The 24717-nt window shown below is 66.7% G+C and carries 19 protein-coding genes; 10 read left to right on the top strand and 9 right to left on the bottom strand.

Annotated features, from left to right (window positions below):
* Positions 1-63: 63 nt before the first annotated feature.
* Genes AC1RHV_RS18125 through AC1RHV_RS18115 form a run of 3 tightly spaced genes read left to right on the top strand, consistent with a single transcriptional unit; the run spans position 64 to position 2412 of the window.
* Positions 64-516 (top strand): Ohr family peroxiredoxin, encoded by a 453-nt coding sequence (locus tag AC1RHV_RS18125; protein WP_054451855.1) that lies wholly within the window; start codon positions 64-66, stop codon positions 514-516.
* A 12-nt stretch (positions 517-528) separates the two neighbouring features.
* On the top strand, positions 529-660 hold the full coding sequence (locus tag AC1RHV_RS18120; RefSeq protein ID WP_492301576.1) for a hypothetical protein: 132 nt from the start codon (positions 529-531) through the stop codon (positions 658-660).
* A gap of 39 nt (positions 661-699) precedes the next feature.
* The gene (locus AC1RHV_RS18115; protein WP_175160306.1) at positions 700-2412 is read left to right on the top strand and encodes a redoxin domain-containing protein; all 1713 of its coding nucleotides are present in this window, start codon (positions 700-702) and stop codon (positions 2410-2412) included.
* Here the strand turns inward: AC1RHV_RS18115 and AC1RHV_RS18110 are convergent.
* The gene (locus AC1RHV_RS18110; RefSeq protein WP_175212563.1) at positions 2399-3319 is read right to left on the bottom strand and encodes a LysR family transcriptional regulator; all 921 of its coding nucleotides are present in this window, start codon (positions 3317-3319) and stop codon (positions 2399-2401) included. The two genes, AC1RHV_RS18115 and AC1RHV_RS18110, sit on opposite strands and share 14 nt — an antisense overlap.
* Before the next feature lie 92 nt (positions 3320-3411).
* Positions 3412-4161: an SDR family oxidoreductase gene (locus AC1RHV_RS18105; protein WP_054451858.1), complete on the bottom strand. Its 750-nt coding sequence runs from the start codon at positions 4159-4161 to the stop codon at positions 3412-3414.
* Positions 4162-4340: 179 nt separating this feature from the next.
* Between AC1RHV_RS18105 and AC1RHV_RS18100 the strand changes: the two genes are divergently transcribed.
* Entirely contained in the window at positions 4341-5948 is a 1608-nt protein-coding gene (locus AC1RHV_RS18100; RefSeq protein ID WP_054451859.1) for a winged helix-turn-helix domain-containing tetratricopeptide repeat protein, read from the top strand.
* A gap of 24 nt (positions 5949-5972) precedes the next feature.
* On the opposite strand, the gene AC1RHV_RS18095 is transcribed toward AC1RHV_RS18100, so the two are convergent.
* The 3 genes from AC1RHV_RS18095 to AC1RHV_RS18085 are packed head-to-tail and all read right to left on the bottom strand — an operon-like array spanning position 5973 to position 10033.
* Positions 5973-7007 (bottom strand): HlyD family secretion protein, encoded by a 1035-nt coding sequence (locus tag AC1RHV_RS18095; protein ID WP_492301571.1) that lies wholly within the window; start codon positions 7005-7007, stop codon positions 5973-5975.
* 6 nt (positions 7008-7013) lie between these two features.
* The gene (locus tag AC1RHV_RS18090) at positions 7014-8576 is read right to left on the bottom strand and encodes an MFS transporter (protein ID WP_217472145.1); all 1563 of its coding nucleotides are present in this window, start codon (positions 8574-8576) and stop codon (positions 7014-7016) included.
* Positions 8573-10033, bottom strand: coding sequence for an efflux transporter outer membrane subunit (locus AC1RHV_RS18085; protein ID WP_175180650.1), 1461 nt, complete (start codon positions 10031-10033; stop codon positions 8573-8575). Before AC1RHV_RS18085 ends, AC1RHV_RS18090 begins: the two co-directional genes overlap by 4 nt.
* A 368-nt stretch (positions 10034-10401) precedes the next feature.
* On the opposite strand from AC1RHV_RS18085, the gene AC1RHV_RS18080 reads away from it, so the two are divergent.
* The 4 genes from AC1RHV_RS18080 to AC1RHV_RS18065 are packed head-to-tail and all read left to right on the top strand — an operon-like array spanning position 10402 to position 14941.
* On the top strand, positions 10402-10923 hold the full coding sequence (locus AC1RHV_RS18080; RefSeq protein WP_054451863.1) for a Csu type fimbrial protein: 522 nt from the start codon (positions 10402-10404) through the stop codon (positions 10921-10923).
* Between the two features lie 12 nt (positions 10924-10935).
* Positions 10936-11664 carry a fimbrial biogenesis chaperone gene (locus AC1RHV_RS18075; protein ID WP_119451876.1) on the top strand — a complete coding sequence of 243 codons (729 nt, stop codon included), beginning with the start codon at positions 10936-10938 and terminating at the stop codon, positions 11662-11664.
* A 32-nt stretch (positions 11665-11696) separates the two neighbouring features.
* A complete protein-coding gene (locus AC1RHV_RS18070) occupies positions 11697-13976 on the top strand; it encodes a fimbria/pilus outer membrane usher protein (RefSeq protein ID WP_492301777.1) in 2280 nt (759 codons plus the stop codon).
* The gene (locus AC1RHV_RS18065; protein WP_492301567.1) at positions 13973-14941 is read left to right on the top strand and encodes a Csu type fimbrial protein; all 969 of its coding nucleotides are present in this window, start codon (positions 13973-13975) and stop codon (positions 14939-14941) included. Before AC1RHV_RS18070 ends, AC1RHV_RS18065 begins: the two co-directional genes overlap by 4 nt.
* A gap of 3 nt (positions 14942-14944) precedes the next feature.
* Here AC1RHV_RS18065 and AC1RHV_RS18060 read toward each other — a convergent pair whose 3' ends face one another.
* Positions 14945-15178 (bottom strand): hypothetical protein, encoded by a 234-nt coding sequence (locus AC1RHV_RS18060; protein ID WP_119451874.1) that lies wholly within the window; start codon positions 15176-15178, stop codon positions 14945-14947.
* Between the two features lie 230 nt (positions 15179-15408).
* On the opposite strand from AC1RHV_RS18060, the gene AC1RHV_RS18055 reads away from it, so the two are divergent.
* Both AC1RHV_RS18055 and AC1RHV_RS18050 read left to right on the top strand, forming a co-directional pair.
* Entirely contained in the window at positions 15409-17772 is a 2364-nt protein-coding gene (locus tag AC1RHV_RS18055) for a mechanosensitive ion channel domain-containing protein (RefSeq protein ID WP_054451867.1), read from the top strand.
* Positions 17773-17981: 209 nt separating this feature from the next.
* Positions 17982-18626, top strand: coding sequence for a response regulator (locus AC1RHV_RS18050; protein ID WP_054451868.1), 645 nt, complete (start codon positions 17982-17984; stop codon positions 18624-18626).
* 8 nt (positions 18627-18634) lie between these two features.
* Here AC1RHV_RS18050 and tssA read toward each other — a convergent pair whose 3' ends face one another.
* Genes tssA through AC1RHV_RS18035 form a run of 3 tightly spaced genes read right to left on the bottom strand, consistent with a single transcriptional unit; the run spans position 18635 to position 24702 of the window.
* The gene (tssA, locus tag AC1RHV_RS18045; RefSeq protein WP_225590379.1) at positions 18635-19789 is read right to left on the bottom strand and encodes a type VI secretion system protein TssA; all 1155 of its coding nucleotides are present in this window, start codon (positions 19787-19789) and stop codon (positions 18635-18637) included.
* A complete protein-coding gene (locus AC1RHV_RS18040) occupies positions 19786-23916 on the bottom strand; it encodes a type VI secretion protein IcmF/TssM N-terminal domain-containing protein (RefSeq protein ID WP_492301563.1) in 4131 nt (1376 codons plus the stop codon). The genes tssA and AC1RHV_RS18040 overlap by 4 nt, the downstream gene beginning before the upstream one ends.
* A gap of 42 nt (positions 23917-23958) precedes the next feature.
* Complete coding sequence (locus AC1RHV_RS18035; RefSeq protein ID WP_054452301.1) at positions 23959-24702, bottom strand: DotU family type IV/VI secretion system protein; 744 nt, start codon at positions 24700-24702, stop codon at positions 23959-23961.
* Positions 24703-24717 lie beyond the last annotated feature (15 nt).

Here is a 24717-nt window from a genome sequence, read left to right as displayed (position 1 = left end):
CGCATCAATCGCATTCGATTTAATCGAATGCGATTTAAATTCCAACTGACAAGGAAGTTCCCCATGCCCGCCCGTATCCAGAAAGTCCTTTTGACCGGCAAGACCCATACGACCCTCTCTCGCAACTATGTCTCGCAGGGCGGCGAGGAACGGCTCGATATCCGTCTTTCGACTCCCAACAACCCGGGCCTGGTCCAGGCTTTCGAAGACATCCAGCCGCATCCGACCGCCGAGCAGCTTTTCGCGGGCGCCTGGTCCGCCTGCTACACCAGTGCGCTGGACGTCATTGCCAAACAGATGAAGGTGCAACTGCCGAACGATCGCGCGGTGGACGTGGAAGTGGATCTGGGCATGGCGGGCAGCGCCTACCTGCTCCAAGCCCGCTTCAACGTGTTCCTGCCCGGACTGGACCAGGCGCTGGCCGAGCAGATTGCCCACGCGGCCGATGAAATCTGCCCGTACTCGAAAGCCACGCGGGGCAACATCGATGTGACCCTCAACGTCCATGCGGCCTGAAGGGGAACCGACATGCGCAAGCTCCTGCTCGTACTCATCCTGTTTGCCGGCGGGCTGGCGCATGAGCTGCGCAACCCGCTGAGCTGCCAGACCATCACGGCGCGCAACGACAACGGCGCGCGCCGGCAAAAGCGCGAGTCCTGACTCTCGCGCCCCTCTCTCCTTGCGTCGCGGTGCCTACCCATGCTGATCATTCTTGTAGCTTTTCTTGGCGGCGTTCTCACCATCGTGAGCCCCTGCATCCTGCCCATCCTGCCCTTCGTGTTCGCACGCGGATCAGGTTCATTCCGGACCCATGCCTTGCCGCTGCTCGCGAGCATGGCCGTCGCATTCGCGGCGGTCGCCAGCCTGGCGGCGTTCGGTGGCGCCTGGGTCGTGACGCTCAATGAGGGCGCGCGCTACGCCGCGATGGCACTGTTGGCGCTCTTCGGACTTGCGCTGCTGCTGCCCGCCGTGGGCGACTGGATGAGCCGGCCGCTGGTTGCGCTGGGCAATCGCCTGGCAGGCGCGGCTCCCGGCTCGCCGCGCGCGGCCGGGCTGCTTTCCATCGGGCTGGGCCTGGGTACCGGCCTGCTATGGGCGCCGTGCGCCGGCCCCATCCTGGGACTGCTGCTTACCAGCGCGGCGCTCAACGGCGCGAACATCCAGACTTCCTTGCTGCTGCTGTCATTCGCCTGCGGCACGGCGGTGGCGCTGGCCGCGGCGCTCTGGCTCGGACGCGGCATGGCCGCGACGTTGCACCGCTTCCTGCCTGCGGCCCAAGGCCTCCGCAGGGTGGCCGGCGCCGCCGTCATGGCCGCAGTTGCCGTGTCCGCGCTCGGATGGAACCCGGCGCTTCTCTCCAGCGCCTCTGCCTCGGGCGCAGCGCGGCTGGAGCAGCAATTGGTCGAACAGCTACGCCCGAACAATCCGGCCAAGACGTTCGCAGCCGCGAACGGTCCGCTGGCATCCCTGCAGGATGCCAACGGCTGGCTGAATTCGGGACCGTTGGGCGCCGCCGATCTCGATGGCAAGATCGTGCTGGTCGACTTCTGGACCTATTCCTGCATCAACTGCCTGCGCACGCTCCCCTATCTGAAGGCCTGGCACGACAAGTACAAGGATGCCGGGTTGGAAGTGATAGGCGTGCATTCGCCCGAATTCGCTTTCGAGAAGAGCGCCTCCAATGTGCGCCGGGCGGTCGCGGACCTGGGCATTCAGTACCCCGTCGCCCTGGACAACGGGTTCCGGATTTGGCGAGCGTTCCGCAATCAGTCCTGGCCCGCCTTCTATCTGCTCGATGGCCAGGGCCGCGTGCGGTACACGGTCGCGGGCGAGCACGATTACCAGCAGACGGAACGCGTGATCCAGCGCCTGCTTGCGGAAGCGGGCCGGACACTGCCCGACGCCGATGCCGCCCGGCCCGCGGCGCGCGGCGTGGAAGCGCCGCCGCAGTGGTCGACGCTGCGTTCGGGCGAAAGCTACCTGGGCTATGGCAAGGCCACGAGCTACGCGCCGGGCGGCACGCCGATCAGGCAGCATAAGGACGCGGTATACCAGCCCGCGGGCGAACTGGGCGCCAACCAATGGACGCTGGCCGGATCATGGCGGCTGGAGCCGGAACTTGCGGTGGCCACAGGCGCCAACGGCCGCGTCATCCAGCGCTTTCATGCGCGCGACCTGCACATGGTGCTGGGCCCTGCGGCGGACGGCCGGCCGGTGCGATTCCGCGTCACGCTGGACGGCCGGCCGCCGCTGGCGGATCACGGGGCCGACATCAATGAGCAGGGAGAGGGCGTCATCGAGGGGCACAAGCTTTATCAGCTCGTGCGGCAACAGACGCCGGACCGCGACCGCGTCTTCCAGATCGAGTTCCTGGAGCCCGGCGTTGAAGCCTACGCCTTTACTTTCGGCTGATGGCGATCTGGGGTTGCTTCGGAACGCCCTGCAGCAACCCCTTGAACGTGTCCAGGAACGCCTGGGCGCGCGCGGAAACCACGCGCGTCTGAGAGAGCGCATACAGGGTCGTGGGAGGCAGTTCCCACTCCGGCAACACACGCTCCAGCGTGCGCCGCGCTCCCCTGTGGTCCAGCAGCAGATCACACGGCATCCATGCGATGCCCGCGCCTGCCATCGCCAGCTGCACATTGAGCAAGGCGCTCTCGGTCACCACCGTCGATGAAACCGGAATGCGGCAACTCTCGCCGTTTCGGCGCAGTTCCCAGTCCGTCTCGGTCGCGACCACAAGCAACTCATGGTTGTGCAAATCCGCCGGGTCCCTGGGGCGCCCCGCGGCGTTCAGGTAGGCGCGCGATGCGATCAGGACGCGCCTGAGCTCCAGCACCGGACGCTGGATAAGCAAAGAATCGCGCTGAGGACCGCCCCGGATCGACAATTCAAAAGGCATCGGATTGTGCCCCGTTTCCCCTCCCCCCACCACGATGTCGAGCCTGACCTTCGGATAATCCCGGCGCATCGCCGCGACCAGGATAGGCAGCAATGCAGTGAGACTGGAAGGAATCGAAACGCGCAGCGTTCCTTCGGGTCGGCCGACATACGATTGAATGACCTCGTGCGCATTGAGCGCGGCCTCGACGTGGCCGACGCATTCCTCGAAGTAGCGGACACCGGCCGTCGTGGTGGACACCTTGCGCGTCGTGCGTACCAATAGCTGAGCGCCCAGCTGGCTCTCCAGTATCGACAGCCGCCTGGACACCGTGGAAACAGGCATGTCCAGCATCGCAGCGGCGGATGTGAATCCGCCGTGCTTGACCACTTCCACGAAGATGAGAATGTCCTGCAGGGATATTCCGCGATTTTCCATGAGCGTCCTCGGCGGCCCTTGATTCGAACAGCCCGACGCGCTTCCCCAGTTCGATCCCGCCTGCCTTGCGCCGCAGCTCTTTGCAGCTGCTGTCATGCTGCGGGGCGAGTGAGCCAATTCTGGAAGCGCGTCGGTCCGATGTGCGCATGCGCGCCCGCGACCAGCGAACGGTCGTCCAGCTCGCTGCCGTAGTAGCGCGCATGCACGTCGGCAACAACGGTGCGGGCATCGCCGCGCGCGGCCAGGAACTTGCGGCCCAGCTCGTCAAGTGGAAAGCGGTCCGGCCCTCCCACTTCGACCGTGCCATTGACCGGAGTCGCGACGGCCAGGTCGGCCAGCACCGCCGATACGTCGTCGGCCGCGATGGGCTGGATCAGGGCGGGAGACAGCCGGATCATGCCATTTTGCGCACCCGCGCTCACGATGCCCTCTACGAACTGGAAGAACTGGGTTGCGCGCAGGATGGTGTAGGGAATCTTCGATTCCCGGATCAGCTTTTCCTGGGCCACCTTGGCGCGCATGTAGCCGCTGTCCGGCAATCGCTCAGCGCCGACCACGGATAGCGCCAGGTAATGTTCCACGCCAGCCCGGGTTGCCGCCGCCAACAGATTGCGCCCAGCGGTTTCGAAGAACGCCATCACTGCCTGATCCTCGAACGACGGAGAATTGGACACGTCCAGCACTGCCTGCGCCCCGGCCAGGGCCTCGGCCAATCCCGCGCCGGTCAAGGTGTCCACGCCCGTCCTGGGCGATGCCGCAACGGTTTCATGACCGTTTGCGCGCAGCCGTTGCACCACATTCGACCCGATCAGGCCGGTACCGCCGATAACCACGATTTTCATGTTCCGCTCCTTGCTTGATTGCCGTCCCGTCGCACATCCCGACCGGGTGCTTGCAGTATGCTTAGCACCCGGGCGGAAGGCTTTGCGGCCGCCTTGTTTTTCCCTTGGATTTGGCTTGCGCATTCGTCCAGCCGACTGACCTGAAGCCAGGCGCACAAGAACGGCACAAGGAGTACGGAATGCAATTCTCTTTTGACAACTGCGTGCTGGACCTGGACCGGCGCGAGCTGCTGCGCGCGTCCAGCGCCGTTGCCACGGCGCCCAAGGTTTTCGACGTACTCGCGTACCTGATGGAGCACCGCGACCGCGTCGTCAGCCGCGACGACCTGGTCAACGCCGTGTGGCAAGGCCGGATCGTGTCGGAGTCGACCTTGGCCACCCACATCAACGCGGTGCGCAAGGCTGTGGGCGACGACGGGCAACAACAGCGCGTGATTCGGACCGTCGCCCGCAAGGGCTTTCGCTTCGTCGCGGCAGTGACAAGCGAACAAGCGCCGCAGGCCGCAAGCCTTCCGACGGCTTCCGCCTCCGCGAGCCAGCCGGTAATGCACGCCACGCCTGCTGAAGTTTCCGCTTCCGCGCCGGCGGTTCTCGCCAAGCCCTCCATCGCCGTGCTGCCGTTCGTCAATCTCAGCGGCGACCCGGAACAGGACTATCTGTCGGACGGCGTGATCGAGGACATCATCTCGGCCTTGTCCCAATACCGCTGGCTTTTCGTCGTCGCCAGGAACTCGAGCTTCGCGTACAAGGGGCACGGCGTGGACGCCAAACAGGTGGGCCGCGAACTGGGGGTACGCTATGTGCTGGAAGGCAGCTGGCGCAAGTCGGCAAACCGCGTGCGCACCTCGGCGCAACTGATCGACGCGACCACGGGAATACTGCATTGGGCGGGCCGCTTCGAGGGCGTGCTGGGGGACATCTTCGAACTGCAGGACCAGATCACCGAAAGCGTGGTGGGCGCCATCGCGCCGCAGCTGGAGCGGGCCGAGATCGACCGCGCCCAGCGCAAGCCTACCGGCAACCTGGACGCCTACGACTACTATCTGCGCGGCATGACCAAACTGCACCAGGGCACCCGCGAATCCGTCGACCAGGCGCTGCAACTCTTCCATACCGCTATCGCGACCGATCCGGATTACGCGTCGGCGTATGCAATGGCGGCGTGGTGCCACTGCTGGCGCAGGGTCAACAACTGGATGACGGATGTCGGGAAGGAGACCGCGGAGGGTATACGCCTGGGTCGCAAGGCCGTCGACCTGGGGCCGGACGACGCGGTTGCGCTGACTCGGGGCGGCCACGCGCTGGGCCAGCTGGGCGGGGACACCTCGGGCGCCATCGCGCTGCTCGACAAGGCGCTCAGCCTCAATCCGAATCTGGCCGCGGCGTGGTTCCTGGGTGCGTTCCTCAGGCTTTGGCGGGGAGAAGTCGAGGACGCCGTGGAGTTCTTGAAGCATGCGATGCGGCTCAGTCCCCGTGACCCGGAGCTCTACCGCATGCAGGCAGGCATGGCCACCGCGCATCTCTTCCTGAAGGATTTTGACGCGGCGGCGTCATGGGCGGAGAAGGCCTACCAGAACCTGCCGAGCTTCCAGATGGCGGTCGCGATAGGCGCGGCCAGCCACGCGTTGGCCGGACGGACGACGGACGCGCAACGCGGGCTGCAGAACCTGCGGCAGCTCAATCCCAGCCTGCGTCTGTCCACGCTTGCGGAATGGGTGCCCATCTGCGCGCCGCAGCATCTCGCAACGTTGACGGAAGGCCTGCGCGCGGCGGGCCTGCCGCAATAGCGGCGGCCGTCCCCCTCGATTCCATCAGTCATCGACCAGGATTTCGGGCGTGACCGACATGCCCACCTTCAGATTGGCGGCTGCAGGCTGATCCGCATTGATGCGAATCCGCACCGGCAGCCGCTGGACGATCTTGGTGAAGTTACCGGTGGCATTGTGCGGCGCGACTGCGGAATAGCTCACGCCGCTGGCGGGCCCCAGGCTTTCCACCGTTCCCGCCAGCACCTCGCCCGCCAGCGCATCGACCTCGATAGCCACCGCCTGGCCCGGCCGCACGCGCGCCAGCTGCGTTTCCCGGAAGTTTGCCGACACATAGACAGCGTCCAGCGGGACTATCGCGAGCAAAGGCTTGCCGACAGTGACGAAGGCGCCGACACGCACCGATTTCTGCCCCACGGTGCCGTCCACGGGCGCGGTGATGCGGGTGTACGACAACTTGAGTTCCTCCGCGGCCTGCACCGCCTGCGCCTGGGCGAAGGCGGCGCGGGCCTTTTCCAGGTCCGCCTGCAGGACATCCACCTGCTGGCGGGCAGCCAGCAGGCTGGCCTGGGCCTTTTCCAGGCTGGCCTGTTGAACGCTGGCCTGCATTTCGGCCTGCTGGCGCGCCTGGACGGTTCCCGAGCCGTCCGTCGCCAGGTTCCGATAGCGCGTCTGGTTGGCACGGGCCAGCTTCAGCGCGGCCTCGTCCACCGCCACCGCCGCCTGCGCCTGGCGGATGGAGGACTCCTGCTGGACCAGCCGGGCTTGCAGGCCGGCGACGCTGGCCTGGGCGCTGGCCGCCTGGGCCCGGGCGGCATTGGCGGCGGTGACGAAATCACGGTCGTCCACGGTGGCGAGCAGTTGCCCCTGCCTGACGGGCTGGTTGTCCTCGACCAGCACCTTGTCGATCCGGCCCGCGACCTGCGGCGCCACCATCGTGAAATCCGCGTGCACGTAGGCGTCGTCGGTGGACTGGGTGGATGCCCGGGATTCGGAACGGTTGAGATACAGGCCGCCGCCGATCAGCAGCATGAGCAGCAGCGCCGTGGTCGTGATCTTTGCTTTCTTCGGTAATGCCATGATGGACTATCCCTGAATGGAAGATGGAACTGTGGAAGGACGCGAGACCGGGCGCAGATCGGGAGGGGGTATGTAGTTCAGCCTCAACACGATGGGAATTAGCAGCAACGCCAGGACGCCCAATACGCGGTAGGCATCGGCGATCGACAGCACCAGCGACTGCTGGCTGACGATGCGCATGAGCTGCCCGGGCTCCAGGCTGTCCGGGACGTAGTTGCCGACCAGCGCCGCCTGGCCCAGCAGCATTTCCGCATGGAAGCGGCCGCGCACGGTCAACAGCTGCCCGACCACGGCGGCGCCCAGCACCGAGCCCAGCGCGCGCAGCGTATTGATTGCCCCCGAGACATAAGGCCCTTCGTGCGGTTGCACCACGCTGGTGATCAGGAACAGCATGGACACCACGGCCATGGGCTGCCCCATGGCTTGCAATGCCTGTGCCAGCACGAACTGCTCGCGGTTCCATGTGACCGTCAACTGCGCGCCTGCCAGGCAGGCGAGCGCGATCAGGACCAGCCCCGCCGAAAACACCATCCGCGCATCCACCCATTTCCGATACAGCAGCAACGCCACCGCAAAGCCCAGGACCAACTGCGGCAGCGCCACGATCAGCCCGATGGATGCCATTTGCGCGGGTCTGTAGTCCTGGATCGGCGCCAGATAGCCGGCCGGCAGCAATGAGCCGGACAACAGCACCACCAGCAGGAAAACGAACAGCGTGAAACCCAACACCAGATTCCGGCGACCCAGAACCTGCAGCTTGATGAACGGCATGGGGTGATACCACTCCGTCAGCAGATAGACGACCAAAAGAATCACGCCCGCTGCCAGCGCAAAGGTGACCAGGGGCGAGTTGAACCAGTCCAGCCGGACGCCCTGGTCCAGCGCGACGGCGATCAATCCGAACGCCGGCACGCCGCAAGCCATGCCGAACCAATTGGCCCGACGAAAGCGCCCTGCGTCCACAGGCTCGCGGTGCAGCCCCCAGCCGACCAGCGCCGCGGCGATCACGGCCAGGGGGATGATCTGCCAATACACCCAACGCCAGTCGAAGAGCGCGTCGGTCCACAGGCCGGCCAGCCAGATGGAGAGATTGGGGGCAAAAGTGGCGGTCATCGCATACAACGCCAGGCCGTACAGCCTGATGGGCGGCGGCAGGAACTTCAGCGCCGCCATCATCAGCAGGGGAATCGTGGTGCCGCTGGCGAGACCCTGCAGGAACCGCAGGGCCAGCAGCAGATGCAGGTCCTGGACAGCAGGCAGGACCAAGGCCAGCGTCGTGCACGTGCCCAGCATCCAGAGTTCGAAGCGGCGCACCGACAGCGTGATGGCGAACCACGCCGCGAACGGCATGGCAATCAGTTCTCCCGCACTGTATGCCGTCGTGAGCCAGGAACCCCCGTCAAAGCCGGCGCCCAGCGCGCCGCGCAGGTCCGCCAGCGCCAATGCGCCGACACGGTTGTTCAAGCCAGCCATCATGGCCGCGAGAAAGATGCCCAGAAGTCCGGCCATGGCGCGCATCGAAGGCTTGGGCTGGCCGTGCGCCGCTTGAGCGGATGGCGTGGCGCTCATGGCGTGGCCTGCGCTTGCGAATTCCAGCCGCCGCCCAGCGACTTGTACAGATTGACCACCGTAAGCGTGCCGTCGGTGGCGCTGGCGTTCAGACGGGTCTGGCTGGCAAGCAGGTTGCGCTGCGCGGTGAGCACGGTGAGATAGTCGGACGCCCCCTGTTCATAGCCGCGCTCGGCGGCCCGCAGCGCCTGCAGGTTCTGCTCATACGACACCAGCAGTTCATCGTGTTCGCGTTGCTGCTCGGCCCAGGCATCCAGTGCATTGTCCACCTCATGCCAGGCCTGCAGGACCGTCTGCCTGTAGGCCAGCGCCGCCGCCTTCTGCCGCGCTTCGTTGAGCGCCAGGCGCTGCACCAGCCTGCCGCCCTGGAAAATGGGCAGGTAGACCGTCGGGCCGATCGAGAAAAAGCGGGAGTCCCAGCTGGCCAGGTCGCTGCCATCGAACGCTTCCACTCCAAGTTGGCCGACCAGGGCGATGCGCGGATAGAAGTCGGCCTTGGCCACTCCTATCGCCGCCGTGGCGGCATGGAGCCGGGCCTCGGCGCGCTGGATGTCGGGCCGCCTGTGCGCCAGCTGCGAAGATACGCCGACTGGCACGCTGGCGGGCAGGGAGGGCAGCGGCATCGTGCCGCGCAACGTTTCGTCCAATGCGCGCGGCCGCTCACCCAGTAGCAGCGCCAACGCATTCAGCAGCGCGTTGCGGCGCTTGTTCAGCTCGGGCAACAAGGCCCGCACCGTCGCCAGCTGCGCGCGGGCCGTGGCGGTTTCGAAACGGGTGGCCACGCCATTGCGTTCCCGGCTCTGCGTCAAGCCCAGAACCCGCTCGGCGACCGCCAGGTTCTGCCGGGCGATGTCGAGCTGGGCCTGGGTGCCGCGCAGTTGCAGGTATGCGCGGGCCACCTCGGCCGCCAACGCCACCTTTGCGGCCTCGCGGTCGTACACGGTGGCTTCCAGGGAAGCCTCGGCGCCTTCGCGCAGGCGCCGGGCGCGGCCCCACAGGTCTATCTCCCATCTGGCGTTGAACCCCAGCCGCCAGAAGTCGTCGGGGGTGCTGGACGCGCCCAACGCGACGAACTTGCCGTTTTCGCTGAGCGCTTCGCGCGCATAACTGGCGCCCGCGTCCAAGCTGGGCAAGAGTTCCGACGAGGCGATCCCCAACTGCGCCCGGCTTTGTTCGATGCGCGCGGCGGCCATCTGCAGATCGAGGTTGCCGGCGGCGGCCTGGGCCTGAAGCCGGGCAAGCACGGGATCTTCGAACAGCAGCCACCATTGCACCGGCACCTCGGCGTCGGACAGCCGCGCGTGGCCGGCAGGCTCCTGCCTCGGCGCGAGATCCACCTCGGCCAGTCCATCGGCCGGCCGGACGAAGTCGGGCCCGACCGCGCAGCCCGCCAGCATCGCGGCGCACAACGCCGCGCTGGCGCAACGCCATAGCGGCGAACGGATCGGTGTCAACATCACGGCAGTTCCTTGTAGGTGAGCAACGCATTCGTCGGGACAAGCGACGAGGCCAGTATGCTCAGCCCCTTACGGGAACGCTTCGCGTACACCTTGGATTTCCATTGAGTTTGGCTTGGGGATTCGTCCAATCCGCCCGCAATCCTGGACAACCGCTGTCGGCCCGAAGTTGTGTCTTTTCATTTCGGTTTTGGCTAGAGAACGGAACAAAGATCCGCTATGTCTCAGCAACGGCCCAAACCGGCTTGAGCTGGCGCCGAAAATTCGCGCCTGGGACAGCAACCGAAGAAGTTAGAAATAATGCGAAATAAATTGCACTGCCCCCTCCGCTAAGGTCGAGCTAGCCATTGACTTGGAGGAGAGCGAGCATGAAGGCCATCGGTTCTGCTGCGATTCTGTCCGCGACTATCGGCTTATCCCTGCCCGCCGCGGCCCCCGCTCAGGTCTACCAGAACGGGACCGCGACGGCGACTTTCAATGTTTCCCTTACGGTGCAGGCAAACTGCACGATTGCGGCCGATCCGCTGGTGTTTCCCTCTACCGGCCTCTTGAGCGCCGCGGTGAATCAGGAAACGACAGTCAGGGTCACCTGCACCAACACCACGCCCTACAACGTAGGCCTGGACGCCGGCACGGCGGCGGGCTCGACGATCGCGAATCGCCTGCTCGTGGGCACCGCGCCAGGCAACACCACCACCAGCGTGGGCTATCAGCTCTACCAGAATGCAGGCCGCACGACGATCTGGGGCAACACGCAAGGCACGGACACGGTGGGCGGCACCGGCACGGGCGCGGCCCAGACGCTGACCGTCTACGGCAGGGTGCCGCCCCAGGCCGCCCCCAAGCCGGATACGTACCAGTCGACGGTCACGGCCACCGTCTACTTCTGACCGCGGATCGACATGACGACGCTTGGGATCGTACGCCAGGCGGCGGGGGCCTGTTTGTTCGGCATGGCGCTGCAAGCGCATGCCGCCAGCCTGCAGATCTCGCCGGTAATCCTGAACCTGGACGGCGCGGAACGCGCCGCCAGCATGACCTTGCGCAACGAAGGCGCCGAACCGATCTATGGCCAGGTCCGCGTGTACGCATGGAGCCAGACCACGACCGAAGACGTGCTGCAGGAGACCTCGGACCTGGTGGCCAGCCCCCCGATGATCCAGATCGCGCCGGGCGGCACGCAAGTCGTGCGCCTCTTGCAGCCCGAGGCCGCCAAGCGGCCCGGCGAAGCGTCGTACCGCCTGATCATCGACGAAATCGCGCCACCCGATCCTTTGCGCGCAACGGGCGTGCAAGTGCGGCTGCGCTATTCGGTGCCTGTGTTCGTGGGCGCGGCCCCGCAAACTCCCGCGCAGCGGCACCTGGCCTGGACCCTGGTGCGCAACGGTCCCGACTGGGCCCTGCGCGTCGACAACAGCGGCACGCACCGCGCGCAGCTCAGCGACGTGGCACTGGTATTCAACGGCCAGCGCCGCAGCCTGCGGGACGGCCTGCTCGGCTACGTCCTGGGCGGCAGCGCGCGCCAGTGGCCCCTGCCCTTCCAGCCCGCCGTGCACGGGGCGGTCACGGTCAACGCGCGGGTGAACAGCGTTCCCGTCCAGGCCGACGTGCAAGCCGATACAGGGAAGTGAAACATTGCACGCGCGCCATGCAGTTGACTCTGATGCTCGCCGCCGCAGCGGTCCATGGCGGTGCGCGCGCGCAATCCGCCCCTGAGACGGCCGTGGGACTGGCGGCCATCGACGTCTATCTGAACGTCAGCATCGGCGGCCAGCCCAGCCATCGGATCGCGCGATTCGAAGACGAGCATGGCCGCCTGTCGGCTCGCGGCGCGGACTTGCGCAGCCTGGGGATCGATACCCATGCCTTGGGAATAGCAGACGATGCACGGATTCCCCTGGAAGAGATCCCCGGCCTGAAGTACCGCTACGACGCGGCCGCGCAAGACGTCGATCTCGACCTGCCGGACCGGTACCGCATCGCGAACCGTATCGATGCGCGGGGCTTGAATCCCGTCGCAGCGGCCACGGCGGATCGCGGCCTGCTCATCAATTACGATCTTTATGCGCGCACCGACCGCGACAATCCGCTGGCGATCTGGAGCGAACAACGCTATTTCGACCAATATGGGGTCTTCAGCAATACAGGCACGGCTTACCTGTATCGCGACCTGCGGCGCTATGTCCGCTTCGACTCCAGCTGGACCCACTCCGACCCCGCCACATTGACGGCCACCCAGGTGGGCGACACGATTTCCGGATCGCTGGCCTGGTCGCGCTCCATACGCATGGGCGGCCTGCAATGGCGGCGCAATTTCTCATTGCGGCCCGACCTGGTCACGTTCCCCATGCCGGACTTCGCCGGCAGCGCCGTGGTGCCGTCCTCCGTCGATGTCTATATCAACAACATCCGCCGCTATTCGGGTGACGTCCCCAGCGGCCCCTTCGTGGTCGACAACGTCGCGGGCATCACGGGTTTCGGGCAGGCAAACGTCATCACGCGCGACGCCCTGGGCCGGCCCGTGTCGCAGTCGGTGCCCATCTACATCGATACGCGGCTGCTGGCGCAAGGCATGTCCAGCTATTCGGTCGAAGCGGGCTTTCTGCGCCGCGCGTATGGCTGGCGCTCGTTCGACTACAAGGACGATCCCGCCCTCAGCGGCACCTGGCAATACGGCGTCTCGAACGCACTGACCGTTGAAGCGCATGGCGAAGCCAGCGCCGGCCTGTACAACGCGGGGGCCGGCATGCTGGCCAAGCTGGGCATGGCGGGCGTCGTCAACGCGTCGCTGGCCGGCAGCCTGGGCAGGAACAGCGGCCTGCAGGTGGGCCTGGGCTATCAGTACGTGGACGAGCGCTACTCCATCGACATACAGAGCCTGCGCGCGATTTCCGACTACGCCGATCTGGCGGCCAACGACGGCATCCCCGTATCGCGCGCCAGCGACAGGGCGACGCTGGCCGTGCCCCTGGGCGGCGGGCAGACCGTATCGCTGAGCTATATCGGCCAACGCTATCCGGGCGTCGACGCCGCCCACATCGGTTCAGTGGCCTACACCACGCGGCTGGGCAACCGCGCCACGTTGAGCGTGAGCGCCTACCAGGACTTCAACGACAGCGACAGCCGGGGCGCGTTCCTCAGCCTGGGCATCACCCTGGGCGAAACCTCGTTCAATGCCATGGCCGGACGCCAGGACGGCGGCTCATACACCAACGCCAGCGCAATCCGCAGCCCCGATTACGGCGGCGGATTCGGCTGGGGCGTGCAGGCCGGCACCTACGAGGCGGGCCGCTACGAGCAAGGCTGGGGCCGCTACCTGGGACGCTACGGCGAGATCACGCTGGGCGCGCAGCGCTACGACGGACGCACCACGGGAGAGCTCGACGTGAATGGCGCCTTCGTGTTCATGGATGGCGCGGCGCAAGCGTCCCGGCGCATCGACGACGGCTTCGCGCTGGTCTCCACCGGCGAACCCGGCCTGCCCATCCTGCATCAGAACCGGGTCATCGGCCATACGGGCTCGAACGGCCGCCTGGTGGTGCCGGACCTGAACAGCTACCAGACCAACACGCTGGAACTCGACGGCATGGACCTGCCACCCAACGCGCAGGTGTCGGCCTATGCGCTCGACGTCGTGCCCCAGTCCCGATCCGGCGTGCTGGCGGAGTTCGGCATCACCCACGAGGCCGCGGCCACCGTCGATCTCGTGGACGGCAACGGCAAGCCGCTGCCGGTGGGCGCGCGGGTCGTGCACAGGGAGAGCGGGTCCGAGGGCGTGGTGGGCTACGGCAGCCAGACCTTCGTGCGCAACCTGGGCAAGCGCAATCATCTGGACGTCCAAGGTCCGGATCTTGCCTGCACGGCGCGGCTCGACTTCCAGGCCCCCGCCGACGGCAGCCTGCCGCGCCTGGGGCCGGTGGCATGCGTGGAGGCCCGGCCATGAAAACACTGATGGCCGCATTGCTGCTGGCGGCCCTGTGGCTGGGCGGGAACGGCGCGCATGCGCAAACTTGCACCGTGTCCATGACACCCATCACGTTTCCGAACTTCAATCCGGTGCTCGGCGCATCGGTAACGCAGACCGGCACGCTGACGGCGACCTGCACCTGGGGCCTGCTTACCCCGGGATATGCCCGCGTGTGCGTGAATCTGGGCATCGGCGGCGGATCGACCGTGCAAGACCCGCGGCAGATGGCCAATGGCGTCAATCGCCTGCAATACCGGCTATCGCCGAACTCCTCCATGAGCCCGCTGTGGGGCTCGGCCGCCAACGGATCCACGCCCGTCATCATCGACCTCACCCAGCCCCTGCTAGGCAGCCAGGCCACCGTCAACCAGCCCATTACCGGGCAGATCCTGTCAGGCCAATACACGGTACCCACAGCCAACAACGCCACGACCGCGTACTCGGAAACTTTCACCGGCGTGGCAACCTTCGACTACGGATTCTCCATCCTGGTCCGGCCCGCCTGCTCGTCGCTGACCACTCGCGGCAGCTATAACTTCACGGTACGCGCCAACGTGACCAACAACTGCACCATTTCCGCCTCCCCGTTGAACTTCGGGTCGATGGCTGACTTTCGCTCGGCGCGCCTGGCGAATACGACGCTGGCGGTGCGCTGCACGAACAACGACGCCTACCGGATACGCCTGAATGGCGGCCAGAACGGCACCGTAAGCCAGCGCTACCTGCGAGACGCCACCGGCACGCGGCTGGTAAGGTATGACCTGCACACGTCGGCGGACCGCACGATCCCCTGGGGCGACGGCACCGCGGGCACCGCCTTCGTCACCGGCACGGGAACCGGCAACGTCCAGCAGGTGCAAGTCTATGGACGGGTGCCCGCGCAGACGGCGCCACCCCCCGGGCAATACAGCGACGTGGTGACCGCGACCATCGAATTCTGAGGGTCAGAACACCACTGTCCAGTATTGGTCGCCCCCCGCCCGCTGCGCATGCCAGGGAGTTCCCTGGGAACATCGCACCGCGGGACGAGCCGGTCCCTGGCTGACCGTGCAGAGGCTGGGAACCGTGAAGCGCACGAGCATCGGCGCAAGCGGCGCGGACTTTGCCTGCTGGGCCGCCAGCCCGATGCTGCCTGCAAGCAAGAGTCCCAACGCCGGGAAGACAAATTTGGAGGTCATGAAAAAGCTCCAGACCAGAGTTGAGCCATCTGCACTAACGGCGACGCGCCGGATTTCTTAAGCGCGGCACGACTTCGCCCCCAATTTTTTGCCCAGATCGCACAGGAGATTCACTAGTGGTTAGATCCGCAACGACAGCATCGGTTCATTTCCCGCCTGCCGTCCTGGCAGCCCCATTGCGGCGGCGCCGACGGCCCAGGCCCTGGCTGGCGGCCCTGCTGCTGGCGACAATGCTGTGTTGCCTTGCCCTTTCCTGGCAAGCCCAGGCCGCGGGGCTGCTACAGCCGCAAGCCGCGGCGGCGTCTTCCTCGGCGCTGACTCCGGCGGCCCTGGCGGACTTGCTGGAGAATCCCGAAGCGCGCAAGGCGCTGGTGGATGAGTTGCGCGCGCAGGCCACCGGCGCAAAGCCTGCCGCTTCCCGTCCCGCAGGCGCGGCCCCTGCGTCCGCGCAGCCCGCCGAACCCGGGTTGCAGGAACGCATGGCCGACAACGTCCAGCGCTTCCTGACCGGCCTTGCGACCGACATGGGCCAGGGCGTGGAAGACATGCGCGCACTGGCCTCGGGCAGCAGCCTGCGCATGGACGGCGACGCCGCGGGCCATGCCCTGAAGCCTCTCGCCCTGGCCGCGGCCGCCACCATCCTCGCCTTCATCCTGCTACGGATGATCGCCATGTACGTCTACGGACGCATCGACCGCTGGGTCGCCGAACAGCGCCACACTCCCGAAGCGCCGCCCAAACGCGGCGCGCCTGCCTCCATGCGGGTGCTGTACCGGCGCGCCGGAGCCATCGTGGGCGCGCTGGCCATCGATGCCGGCGTGGTGGTGCTTGCCGCCATGGCAGGCGGCGCCGCAGCCCTTTGGAGCACGCCTGGCCGCGGCACGCTGGACACGCTGGCCGCGGTATTCCTGCGCGCCTTCGTCTCGGTGGAAATCGTCAAGGTGCTGGTCCGCACGGTGTTCGCCGTCAAGCATCCGCACCTGCGCCTCTTGCCCATGACGGATGACAACGCCAGGTACTGGAATGCGTGGCTGCTGCGCATCGCCACCGCGGCCGGCTACGGCACGCTGCTGATCGATCCCGTGGTCTCGGCCTCGCTGTCGCCCGCGCTGGGGCGGCTGGCCAACCTGCTGATCATGCTGGCCGTGTACGTGTATGCGGTGCGCGTCATCTGGCGCAACCGCCAGACCGTGCGCGGGCACCTCGACCGGCGCGCCGCCAGCGCGACGACGTTCATGGGCTCGCGGCTGCACATTCTGGCGCGCGTGTGGCATGTGCTGGGCATAGGCTACTTCACCATCCTGCTGGTCGTCAGCCAGGTAGACCCGACCAACGCCCTGCCCTTCATGGCCCGCGCCACCGCGCAGACCCTGCTGGTCATCGGCGTGGGCAGCCTGCTGATCCTGCTGCTGAACACCGTGCTGGCCAAGCCCATCAGGCTGCCGGACGACCTGCGCAAGCGCCTGCCGCTGCTGGAGGCGCGCGTCAACGCCTATGTGCCCGCCACCTTGAAGCTGGTCGGCCTGATCATTCGCATCGTGCTGGTGCTGCTGGTCCTGGACGCGTGGCGCGCTTTCGACCTGTCGCGCTGGCTGGCCTCGGATGCCGGCGGCGCCGCCATCCGGATGACGGTGAACATCGTCATCGTGCTGCTGATCGCGGCGCTGGCCTGGACCGTGATCGCCAGCATCATCGAGCATCGCCTCAGCCAGAGCGAAGGTCGCGGCATGCCCAGCGCGCGCGAGCGCACCCTGCTGGCGCTGTTCCGCAACGCGGCGCTGATCGTCATCGTGACGATGACGTTGATGGTGCTGCTGTCGCAGATCGGCATCGACGTCGGACCGCTGATCGCCGGCGCCGGCGTGGTCGGCCTGGCCATCGGTTTCGGCGCGCAGAAGCTGGTCCAGGACATCATCACGGGCGTCTTCATCCAGCTTGAAAACGGCATGAACGAGAACGACGTGGTGCAGGTCGCGGGCGTATTCGGCACGGTGGAGAAGATGACGATACGCTCGGTGGGCATCCGCACGCTGGACGGGGGCTACCATCTGGTGCCATTCTCGTCCGTGGACGTCGTCGCCAACCACATGCGGGACTTCTCGTACCACCTGGGCGAATACACCATCGCGCATCGCGAGAGCGTGGACGACGCCATCGTGCATCTGCGCGCGGCCTTCGCCGAGCTGATGACCGACACGGTGCTTGGGCCCGAGATCCTGGAAGACATCACGGTCGCCGGGGTCACCGCGGTCAACGAGAAGGGCGTGACCATCCGGATCCTGATCAAGACCACGCCGGGCATGCAGTGGGCCGTGCAGCGCGGCTACAACCGCCTGCTGAAGAAGCACTTCGACGCCGCCGGCATCGAACTGCCCTACCCGCACACCGTGGTGTACTTCGGCCAGGACAAGCGGGGCTATGCGCCGCCGGCGAATGTCTTCGTGCAAGCCGAGCGGCCCGACGAAGGCGAGGACGCCCGCGCCGCCGGCCACACCCGGCGCCCGCTGGAACCCGCGCCGCGTGGCGAGGACTCGGCCGAGGTGCTGGGCAACGAGCTGGAGGCGCGCGAGGAAGGCGAAGCGCCGCGCACGTAGCCATACGCCAAGAGCATCCATGGGCCCGGCCAGGCAAGGAGCGTCCGCCCCTTGTCGCGGGCGCGCTTACGCATTGACCGCGACGTCATATTTTGATAATTTCTTAACAAATTATGTCATCGCCGAATTGCCCTGCGCAGGGTGCTCCGCGGCGCTCCGGAGCCAGCACCGCCCCCGCCGGCAGCTGGCCACCCTACCCGGAGATTCCCATGACGGCTGTGCTGATGGTCGACGACCACGCAATGTTTCGCGAGGGTCTGCAACTGACCATTGCACGGCTGGCGCCCTCCCTTGAAATCTGCCTGGCATCGAACGGCAACGAGGCCATCTCGATGCTTGCAGCCCGTGCGGATATCAGTTGCGTGATCATGGATTACTACCTGCCGGACATCGGCGGCAGCGCGCTGCTCAAGCGCCTGCGCCAATTGCGCCCCGGCATACGCATCCTGGTGATGTCCGCCTCCGAAGACCAGAACGACCGCGACCGCGCGCTGATGGCAGGCGCGCGCGGCTTCCTGCACAAGTCCGCAAGCAGCCAGATGCTGCTCGCAGCGCTGGAGGAAATGCAATCGCCGCAAGGAACAGGCGCGCAGCCGCCCACCGCCGCGGCCATACCGTGCGCGGCCATGACCGATGAAATTGCCTTGCTCAGCGAATTGACTCCCAGGCAAAGCGACGTGCTGCGCCTGATATGCGCCGGCATAGGCAACCGCGAGATTGCGCTGCAACTGGACGTGGCCGAGAAAACGGTCAAAACTCACATCACCGCCATCCTGTCTGCGCTCGGCGTGCAAAACCGCACGCAGGCCACACTATTGGCGCGCCGGGGCGGCTTGCTGGGCAAACCCAAGTAACCGTTCCGCTATTCGTTCAACAGCGACAGGTACCGCGCCATTCCCCCCTCTTCCTGCGCGACTTCCTGCATCAGGTCCGCCAATGACATGCCGCCCCAGGCCACTGCCTTTCGCAACAGGTAGGGCGTGGGGCTGTGCGGTTCGATCGCCGCCAGGTAATCGGCGATGCGCGATAGCTGGCGGTAGGCTTGCGCGCGATTGGTCAGCGGACCCAACGACGCCACGACACCGGCGTCCACAGGATCATGAATGGCCGCGGCCTCCTGATCCGCATGCGCCCGGCCGGGCATTGTCAGCGCCGGCGCTTTCCTGGCATCGCCGGCGATGGTTTCGCCCTTTCCCCCTGACCGGATGCTGTGTTCGGCCAGCAGGCCGCCGGCCACGCGCGCCAGCCGGGCCAATACATCGGGAGTACGGCGCAGCCCCGGCGCGTCGCGCCCCAGCCGTTCGTCCAATCTGCGTTCCAGCCCTTCCCATGCGGCTGCGGCCGCGTCGACGAACCTCACCATGGACTGAAGTCCCGCACGGTTGGCCGGTAGCGCCGCATACGGCATCAAGGCATCCCGGCTGAGCGCAGGCTCGGCAGGTTCAGATTCAGATTCCGCATCCGTTTCGATGCCGGAAATCGCACGGGACGTATTGCAGGCGCGCTCCCAATCGTAGAGATTGATCTCGGGCGGCTCCCTGTCTTCGGCGCGCAGCAACGGCAGATGCAGCGTGCAGGCCAGCGACAGGGTGGTGTCCAGCCAGATGAACGGCGCACAACGCGCGTCGGCCGCGTCTTCGTCTTCCATCCGCGGCCAGGCGGTTTCCCAATAACGCTGCAGCAGGCCGTCCAGCACACGGATCCCCGCCGCCAGGCCTTCCAGGCCATGCAAGCGCGTCCAGGCTTCGCATAACCATGCCGCCACCTGCAGGTCCTTGCCCTGCGTTGCCAGAGCCTCCTGGCACAACGCGGCAACCAGCGGCCAATCCGCTTTTTGCAACGGACGGTCCCAGTCGCCCATCGGCAGACTGGCGTCGTCATGCCGGCGCGCATCCTGGATCTGCTGGTACACGGGTGCATAGCGCAGCGCGGCACCCGCGCCGCCTTCCAGCGGCAACGGCGCCAGCAGGGCTTCCAGTACCGCCCCCTCCAGCGGCATTGCTTCGTGCTTGCTCATTGCGCGCTCCATTCCGGCGCGCGCGCCGGAAAACTGTTCGGCCATTGCAGCGGTGTCTTCCTGCCTGCCGGCATCAGGGCGATGCGCAGGAACACCCGCCCCTCTTCCAGGTCCGGCACCCGCGCCATTCCAGCCGCGTTGGCCATTCCCAATGGAAAATCGAAGCGCAGCAGCGGGCCTGCTCCGCGTGGCCCGGCGTCGGCGGCCTGGTGGCGCTGCATCATGGAGATCAAGGCCCAAGGATCGCTGAATTGCCACGTCAGGATTCGCCCGTCGGTCGTCAGGGCGGGCTGCCGCGGGTCCGCCATCGCGATCAGCGGCGAATCCTTGGCGAACCGCAGCGTCAGCGTGACCGGCGTGCCGTAATTCCAGTGCAGGGTCCTGGACGCGTCGCCCAGAGCCAGGCTCTGCCCCCCTATGTTCAGCGTCCAGTCGATCAATTGGTTGGCGGCCAATTCATCGCTGCGGTTGGCCCGGAACTCCACATTCAGGTCATAGCCGGCCACCCCGGCATCCTCGGACGGGTACAAGGGCGCGAACAGGGCGCGGACCTGCGCGAAATTGTCGATGAACCTCATGACCGATCCGGATGGAGTCGCGCCCCTGGCTTCGCCGTCCGCATCCCGGTATGTTCCGGCCACTCCGTCATAACGCTTCAAGGTCTGGCCAAGTTGCCCGTAATCCGCCGACGCCAGCCCCGCGGAGCCTTGTGCGGCAATGGCTCCCACGCTGGCATACCGCGCAACCGCACCCACCGCGCCCGGATTGAACGGCGCGCGGCCCGCCACCAGCACGTTGAAGGTCGCGGAGAAATCCTCCCACTGCTGGCGCAGGTCGGACACATACCGTTGATTGCAACGCCCCTGCAGCGCGCTGTACAGACGTGCATACACGGCGCCGAAGTAATCGTCGCCGCCGGCCGGCGGCGGACCCGCGGGGCGCGCCCTGCAGCCGCCCGAAGCCGGGTCCGCCACTGCCTGCACGAACTGTTCCAGGCGCAGCAAGCTGCTGTTTGGATTGCGCAACCGATACCGCTCCAGATCCTGATTGATGGCGCGCCACCGTTGAGCCAGCGGCGAGGCCGCGCTGATGGGATCCAGCGCCACCAGGTACACCCCGGCCTCGGCGCCCAAGGTCAGGGCGCGCGCCGACTGATGGTCCAGATAGGGTCCGAGGCCGGCGGCGTCAGCGACGCCGAACATCGCCAGCACGGAAGTGCGCACGGCCGGCGCGGCGGCTTCCGCATCGAACCGGGTCGCGTACAGCTCCGAACGCTGCAGGCGCCGATCCACCTGGCGCAAATGCTCCATCGCGTCGCGGGACACCAGGGCATCCAGCGTGTCCGACTGCCGCGTCGCGCCCAACTCGGCCAACAAGGCGCGGATCCGCAGCAAGCGATTGCGCGCCGCCGTGAAAGCAGCGCTGTCTTCTCCCGCATCGGCCTGCGCCGGCGTGGCCGCTGCCATGGTCTGGTCGAACACCAGCCTGCCGAACTGCACGTCCAGCGTCCGTTCCACCACCGGTGACAAGGTGGGCGGCACGCTCTTCATCCCGTCCGCGAGAAAGCGCTTGCGCACCTCGCCCAACGCCAGGGCCTGATCCAGCTGCACGCGGTTCCAGACGATGACCGCGCCGCCGTCCAGAACGGGCGGCTGCAGGTCGCGTGGCGGGGCCATGAAAGGCTGCGCCAGCAGGCCCGCGAACGCGTCGCGCAACGCCAACCGGGAAGGAGACAACACATAGCGCGCCTCCTTGTCCTGCCACAGCAGGCCGCTGTCCGGCCCGTCCAGACGCAGTGCTCTTTCGCTCTTGAATCCCTCGAAGTCCGCGCGGTCGCGCTCGCGCGCCGCCGCTGCGGCCTCCGGCCCCAGCAGACGGTTCTGGGCAGCGCGAGCCATCGCGCGGTCATAGGCGGCGCCTGGCGTGAACGCGGCCTGACGCATCCATCCTCCCTTGCCGGCCGCCAGCAGATCCTGTTGAGCGGTGATCGCGGTAACCAGCCTGCGATAGCTGCCGCTCACCTGCGCCGCGTCTTCCGCGTTCATGGCGGCGTCCGTGATCTGGCGCGTGGACTGCGCCACGGCGCGCTCCGTGAGCAGCAGCGGATTATTCGCAAACAGGCGCCGGTTCAGCTGCGCCGACGCCTTCTCGAACGCGCAGCCGAATGCCTGCTGCAAGCTGGCCAAGCCCTGCTCTGCCGTCGGCGTCATGCCGTAGAGCACGTTTCGATCGTGGCCGCGGCTGAAGTACGGAAGCACGTTACCCAGATCGCCTTGCAGATCGGCGCCTAGCGCGTAGCGGACCACCTGCCGCAGCGCGTCGGCGTTGCCGCCGCCCGGCTGGCGCAGATGCTGAAACGCCCGCAGCGCCGCATCGAACTGGTCGGCGCCCGCCACGTACCGTTGCAATGCACGCAGTTCGGGCTGTTCATCGATGCTCAGACTGCCGGCGCTGCTTTCATCGCCCTCCAGACTGGCGGACGGAGCGCATATGCCGTCCGACGCCAGCAAGCCGCTCACCGGGTCCAGTCCTACCCCCGTCAGCTGCGACGCGCGCGCGGCCAGCTCACGCTGGATAGCCGTCACGGCAATTTCGCCGAACTCTCGGGCAAAGCGCGCACGCACGCGGGGAGTCAGATCGTCGATGCGCGACCAGGATCCCGGCATGAAGACGGTCCACCCGGAATCCACCTGCAGCCCCTGATCCAGCGTCAGCAAGGCCAGGGCGCGCCGCCGGTACCATTCCGCCGGCAGCTCCTGGCCCTGTTGCAACGCCACGGCGCGCTCGCGCGCATCGCGCCGGGTATCTTCCAGCGCTGCGACCAGAGGCGCGTTGTGCCGTCCCAGTTCTACCGTGGCGATGATCAATCCCCCGCCCCACACCCCGAGCAAGGCGATGCCGCCCCAACGTACCGCCCGGTGCAGCACGGGCCGGGTCAGATGTTGCGAGCGCGAAGGCCGGGTCAGTCCGTACTCCTGGAAGATCTTGCGTTCGAAAAGGTCCCGCAGGAAGGCCGGTTGGCGCAACAGGTCCGCCAGCGCCGGATTCGCGGCCTCACGGCCGTCGCCCAGGTACGGTTCGGCGTCACCGGCATCCACTCGCGGCCCCGACTCGGCTTGCCGCCCGATCGTGCGCGCCGCCAGCTCTCCGCTGTCTCCGGTCAGATAAATGCCGCGAAAGAAAAAAGGCTCGTGATAAGCGCTGGGCCGCAACAGCTCGTCCACGTATAGCTGCAGCTGCGCCTGCATAGCCTGGATGCGCGCCGGCAGCAGCAGGAAGCCGCGCGCGTCCGCGACGCCCGCGTCGACCGCGAACAGTTCCGCGCTGGCGTCCGACACGGCGCCAGTGATGGAGCGCATCGCCGTCTCCACCCAATCCGATTGATATGTGGTGGACAGGTCGTAGGGGGAAGACCAGCCCAGCATGCTGGCCCGCAGCGGTTCCGGCAAAGCTCCCGCGAACTCGCTGAAGCCCTCCAGGGCTTCGCAGTCCGTCACCACCACATAAACGGCAAACCGCATGGCGAACCGGTTCTGCGCCAACCACAGCCGCCGATGCGCCAGCTTGGCCCGCCGGGCAAGTTCCAGCTGGGAGTCCGTGTCGGCGGTCAGCAGCATGCCAGCAGGCACCGTGATCACCACCGAGTCAAAGGGCCGCTGCGGACGATAATTCCGGCACAAACCCAGGAATTCGTCCCAGGGCTTTTCGTTGCTGTCCTGCCCCGGCGCGTCCAGATAGGCCGCCTTGATATCAATGACAATGCCGCGGTCGAAGAAATTCCATGAAATCCCCTGCGTCGACGTCGGCCCCGCGGCTTCCGAGCCCAGCACGCTGGGTACGCCCGCCTGGGCTATCGGCAGTCCGCCGCTGCCGTCCCCCTCGTTGAGCACCATGATCCACGGTATGCGGTAGCGTTCGCCGCGCGCGGCGATGTTGGCCTCGATCAGCTCGACCGCCTGGCGGAAGGCATTGCGCAAGGAATCGGAGCGCAGCCGCACGACCTTGCGGTCCTGCTCGGGTTTCTTGTGGGCGCCATGCCTGGCGAAGTACAGGACTATGCCCAGCACGGAAAACACAACCAGGGTCAGCACGACGACCGACAACAGGAACAGATTGCTCGTCAGCATGGCAAGGCTCCCTGGATCACGTCACGGATGATCTGCATGGCGTCAGTCCCGGGCAACATCGGCGTGCAGCGCCTGACGCACCGGCCATGACTGCCATAGCCAGGCGATCTCCGACACGGCCAGCAGCGACGCCATGCCCAGCAGAAAGATGAAGGTCCATCGACTGACCGTCGGCAGCTTGCGCGGCGCGACGTGCGACAGGATGTTGGAGTACGCCGCCGGCGCCAGGACCCGGTCCCGGCCTCCCAGGTCCGCCCGCCGCTGATAGACGAATTCGTACAATTCCTCGCGATAGCCGCGCAGCCGTTGCGCCGCATCCGCACCGCGATAGCGGCCCTGAAACCCCACCGCCAGCGCAAACAGGTACAGGCGGGCGATGCTGCGGCGCGATGGCTCGCGCCCCGACAACAATTGCTCGATGCGCTGGAAAACCAGATCGCCCGCCACGTTGGTGCGGAACAAGTTGGATTCGAGCAGATAGGCGGTCCAGCGGTCACGCCCCGCCCACTCGGCATTCAACAGGATCTCATCGGCCAGGACCGCCTTCAGGTAGCGCGCGTCGGCCAGGTTCTCGGCGTCGAACCGGGTGCTGTCACGGCGTGCCTGCAATGTCTGGATCTCAAGCAGGCTCAGCATGTGCCGGCTGAGCTCCTGCGCCGCAGCCTCGGCCGATGGCGCCTCGCCTGCCGACACCCGCATCCGCACTCTCTCCAGTTCGTCCAGAAACCCGCGGAACTGGCTGGTCACCAGGTCGTCTTCGTCCCCATCGGGCCGATTGCGTGTCAGATTCGCCATGATTTC

Source organism: Achromobacter sp. GW823-FHT04E03, assembly GCF_058796095.1.
This window is presented reverse-complemented; position numbering and strand designations above follow the sequence as displayed.